Annotated in this window: 3 protein-coding genes; 2 read left to right on the plus strand and 1 reads right to left on the minus strand. The window is 71.2% G+C overall.

Annotation, left to right across the window (positions count from 1 at the left end; all coding sequences use genetic code 11):
- Positions 1 to 288: 288 nt before the first annotated feature.
- Both queA and tgt read left to right on the plus strand, forming a co-directional pair.
- Positions 289 to 1,368, plus strand: coding sequence for a tRNA preQ1(34) S-adenosylmethionine ribosyltransferase-isomerase QueA (gene queA, locus OXU43_05305; GenBank protein MDD9824569.1), 1,080 nt, complete (start codon positions 289 to 291; stop codon positions 1,366 to 1,368).
- Positions 1,349 to 2,461 carry a tRNA guanosine(34) transglycosylase Tgt gene (gene tgt, locus OXU43_05310; GenBank protein MDD9824570.1) on the plus strand — a complete coding sequence of 371 codons (1,113 nt, stop codon included), beginning with the start codon at positions 1,349 to 1,351 and terminating at the stop codon, positions 2,459 to 2,461. Before queA ends, tgt begins: the two co-directional genes overlap by 20 nt.
- A 57-nt stretch (positions 2,462 to 2,518) precedes the next feature.
- Here tgt and dtd read toward each other — a convergent pair whose 3' ends face one another.
- On the minus strand, positions 2,519 to 2,995 hold the full coding sequence (gene dtd, locus OXU43_05315) for a D-aminoacyl-tRNA deacylase (protein ID MDD9824571.1): 477 nt from the start codon (positions 2,993 to 2,995) through the stop codon (positions 2,519 to 2,521).
- Positions 2,996 to 3,208 lie beyond the last annotated feature (213 nt).

Consider the following 3,208-nt stretch of genomic DNA (forward strand, 5'->3'; position numbering starts at 1 on the left):
CACTCCCCCCTTGAGGGGGAGTCGGCAAGACGAGGGCGCCAGCCCGAAGTCGCGCCGGTGGGGGGACGCAGCTAAAGCGTCTGCTACGCCGCCCGGCCAGGGGAACCGCAAGGGCCGCATCCTGTCGCCCCCGGCAGATACGGGCGGCGCGAAGGCCGCATACCCCCCACCGCGGCAGCCGGCGCCTGGCGGCTTGGCTGCTGCGACTCCCCCTCGAGGGGGGAGCGATGGGGAGAGTGGGTTGGCCGCGGCCCTGGCGGTATGCCGAATCTGCTACCATTGACGCGCGTGGAACGTGCGGATTTTCACTACCGTTTGCCTCGCCAGCTGATTGCGTCCCGGCCGCCCGAAGACCGGGATGGCGGCCGTTTGCTGCACCTGGACCCGGTGCGGGGCGAACGGCGCGATCTCCATTTCCGTTCTTTCCCCGAGCTGCTGCGCCCGGGGGACCTGCTGGTGTTGAACGACAGCCGGGTGCTGCAGGCCCGCCTGTATGCCGAGAAGGCGACCGGCGGGCGCGTGGAACTCCTCCTGGAGCGGCTGCTCGATACCCGCACGGCCCTCGCCCAGGCGCGCAACGGCAGGTCCCTGCGCCCCGGGGCGGAGTTGGGGATTGCCGCCGGCGCCGCCGTGCGGCTGGAGGGGAGGGAGAACGGGTTTTTCCGCATCCGCGCGCTAGGCGGCGACTCCCTGCCGGAATTATTGCGGCGCTACGGGCGCGTCCCCCTGCCTCCCTACCTGAAGCGCGAGGCCGAGGCGGCGGACCGCGAGCGCTACCAGACGGTGTATGCCCGCCGTCCCGGCTCGGTGGCGGCGCCCACCGCCGGTCTGCACTTTACCCGCGGCCTCCTGGAGCGGATCGCGGCGCGCGGCGTGGGCATCGCTTTTCTGACCCTGCACGTGGGCGCGGCCACCTTCCTGCCGCTGCGGGTCCGGCGGGTAGAGCGGCACCGCATGCACACGGAGTGGATGGAAGTGTCGGCGTCGCTGTGCAGGCAGGTGGCCGCCGCCCGGGCGCGCGGCGGCCGGGTCGTTGCGGTGGGCACGACCGCGGCGCGCGCCCTGGAGACGGCGGCGCGGCACGGCGCGCCCGCCCCCTTCCGGGGGGAAACGGGGCTGTTTATCTATCCCGGTTTCCGTTTCCGGGCGACGGACGCGCTGCTTACCAACTTTCACCTGCCGGAATCCTCTTTGCTGCTGTTGGTCAGCGCCTTTGCCGGCCGCGAGACGGTGCTGGCCGCCTACCGGCACGCCGTCTCGCGGCGCTACCGCTTCTACAGTTACGGCGACGCCATGTTCATTGCCGCACGGGCCGCATGGCGGGGAGGCGCCTCGCGCCCTGCCGGTGATGGCGCGGCCGCGCTTTGACTTGCTGGCCCGCGACGGGGAGGCCCGTCGCGGACGGCTGCACCTGCCGCATGGGATCGTGGAGACGCCGGCCTTCATGCCGGTAGGCACTTACGGCGGGCTGCGCGCGGTCAGTCCGGAAGAGGCGCGTCTCGCCGGCGCGCAGATCCTGCTGGGCAACGCCTTTCACCTGATGTTGCGCCCCGGGGCCGGGGTCGTTGCGGCGCACGGCGGTCTGCACCGCTTCGTCGGTTGGGACGGGCCCATGCTCACCGATTCCGGCGGCTACCAGGTGTTCAGCCTCGCCGCCCGCCGGGAAGTCCGCGACGAAGGCGTGCGTTTCCGGTCGCCGGTGGACGGCGCGCCGGTATTCCTCAGTCCGCGGCGCTCCATGGATATTCAGCAGCGGCTCGGCGCGGACATCTTTATGGCGCTGGACGAATGCGCGCCTTACCCCGCCACTGAGACAGTCGTGCGGAAAGCCGTGGATCGTTCGCTGCTCTGGGCCAGAATCTGCCGGGAGAGACACGGCGACCGCCCCGGCGCCTTGTTCGGCATCGTGCAGGGCGGCGTGTATCCCGAACTGCGCGAGCAGGCGCTGGCCGGCCTGGTGCCGCTGGATTTCGACGGCTACGCGCTGGGCGGCCTGTCCGTGGGAGAGTCGCCTGCGCTGATGCGCGAGGTATTGTCGCATATTGGCAGCCTCATGCCGGCGGATCGGCCGCGTTATCTGATGGGCGTCGGCAAGCCGGCGGATCTGGTGGCCGCCGTGCGTCGCGGCATGGATCTGTTCGACTGCGTCATCCCCACCCGCAACGGTCGCAACGGCCAGCTGTTCACCTCCGCGGGGCTCCTGCGCATCGGCAACGCCGAGCACCGGCGCAGCCTGCTGCCGCCCGACCCGGAGTGCGGCTGTCCCATCTGCCGCAATTACAGCCGCGCCTACCTGCACCATCTGGACCGTTGCCGGGATTCCCTGGGCGGGCGCCTGAACACCGTGCACAATTTGCACTACTACCACGGCCTGATGCGCGGCCTGCGCGAGGCGATCGAGCAGGGCGAGCTGGAATCGTTCGCGCGGGGTTCGCGCCTGCACGGCGATGCGGAGAACTGAGGCCGCCGCGCCTCGCCGGTCCTCGCCCTGCCGCCGCGAATCGCGGCGGAGCATCCTTCAGCGGCGCGGTCCGCCCGTTCCCTGCCAATCGTCGCTGTCCAACAGAAAGGTTGCCGGGCCGCTGTTGGTCAGTTGCAGTTCCATTTCCGCGCCGAAGATGCCCGTCTCCACCCGCAGGCCGCTCTCCCGGAACAGGGATACGACCCGCTCGAACAGCGGCGCCGCCGTCTCCCGCGAGGCAGCGGCGGCGAAATCCGGGCGCCGCCCCTTGCGCACCGAGGCATGGAGCGTGAACTGGCTGACCAGCAGGATGCCGCCGCCGATCTCCAGCACGGAACGGTCGAAGCCGGCGCCGCCCTCCGCCGCGGGGAAGACGCGCAGGCGCAGGGCCTTTGCCGCCACCAGGCGCGCCTGTTCCTCGCCGTCGCCGGCGGCGATCCCGATCAGGATGGCGAGCCCTTCGCCTATGCGCCCGCTCGCCTTGCCGGCCGCCGTTACCGACGCGCCCCGCACGCGCTGTATTACCGCCCGCATCGGCGGCCCTCCCGCCAGCGTCCGCGCTCCAAGCCGTTACGCAATCGAGGGGAAAAGATTTCCATCCCGCCGCCCTTGAGGGGGAGTCTAGGCGGCCCTTGCGGTTCTCCTGGGCGGTGGGGTGTAGCAGACGCTTTAGCTGCTCCCCCCACCGGCGCGACATCGGGCTGGCGCCCTCGTCTTGCCGACTCCCCCTCAAGGGGGGAGTGATGC

The sequence above is a fragment of the Gammaproteobacteria bacterium genome, from assembly GCA_028817255.1.
Taxonomy (GTDB): domain Bacteria; phylum Pseudomonadota; class Gammaproteobacteria; order Porifericomitales; family Porifericomitaceae; genus Porifericomes; species Porifericomes azotivorans.

Bases quoted from the DNA above. Each gene is read 5' to 3' on its own strand.
- tgt (MDD9824570.1), top strand. From the start codon at position 1,349: ATGGCGCGGCCGCGCTTTGACTTGCTGGCCCGCGACGGGGAGGCCCGT.
- dtd (MDD9824571.1), bottom strand. From the start codon at position 2,995: ATGCGGGCGGTAATACAGCGCGTGCGGGGCGCGTCGGTAACGGCGGCC.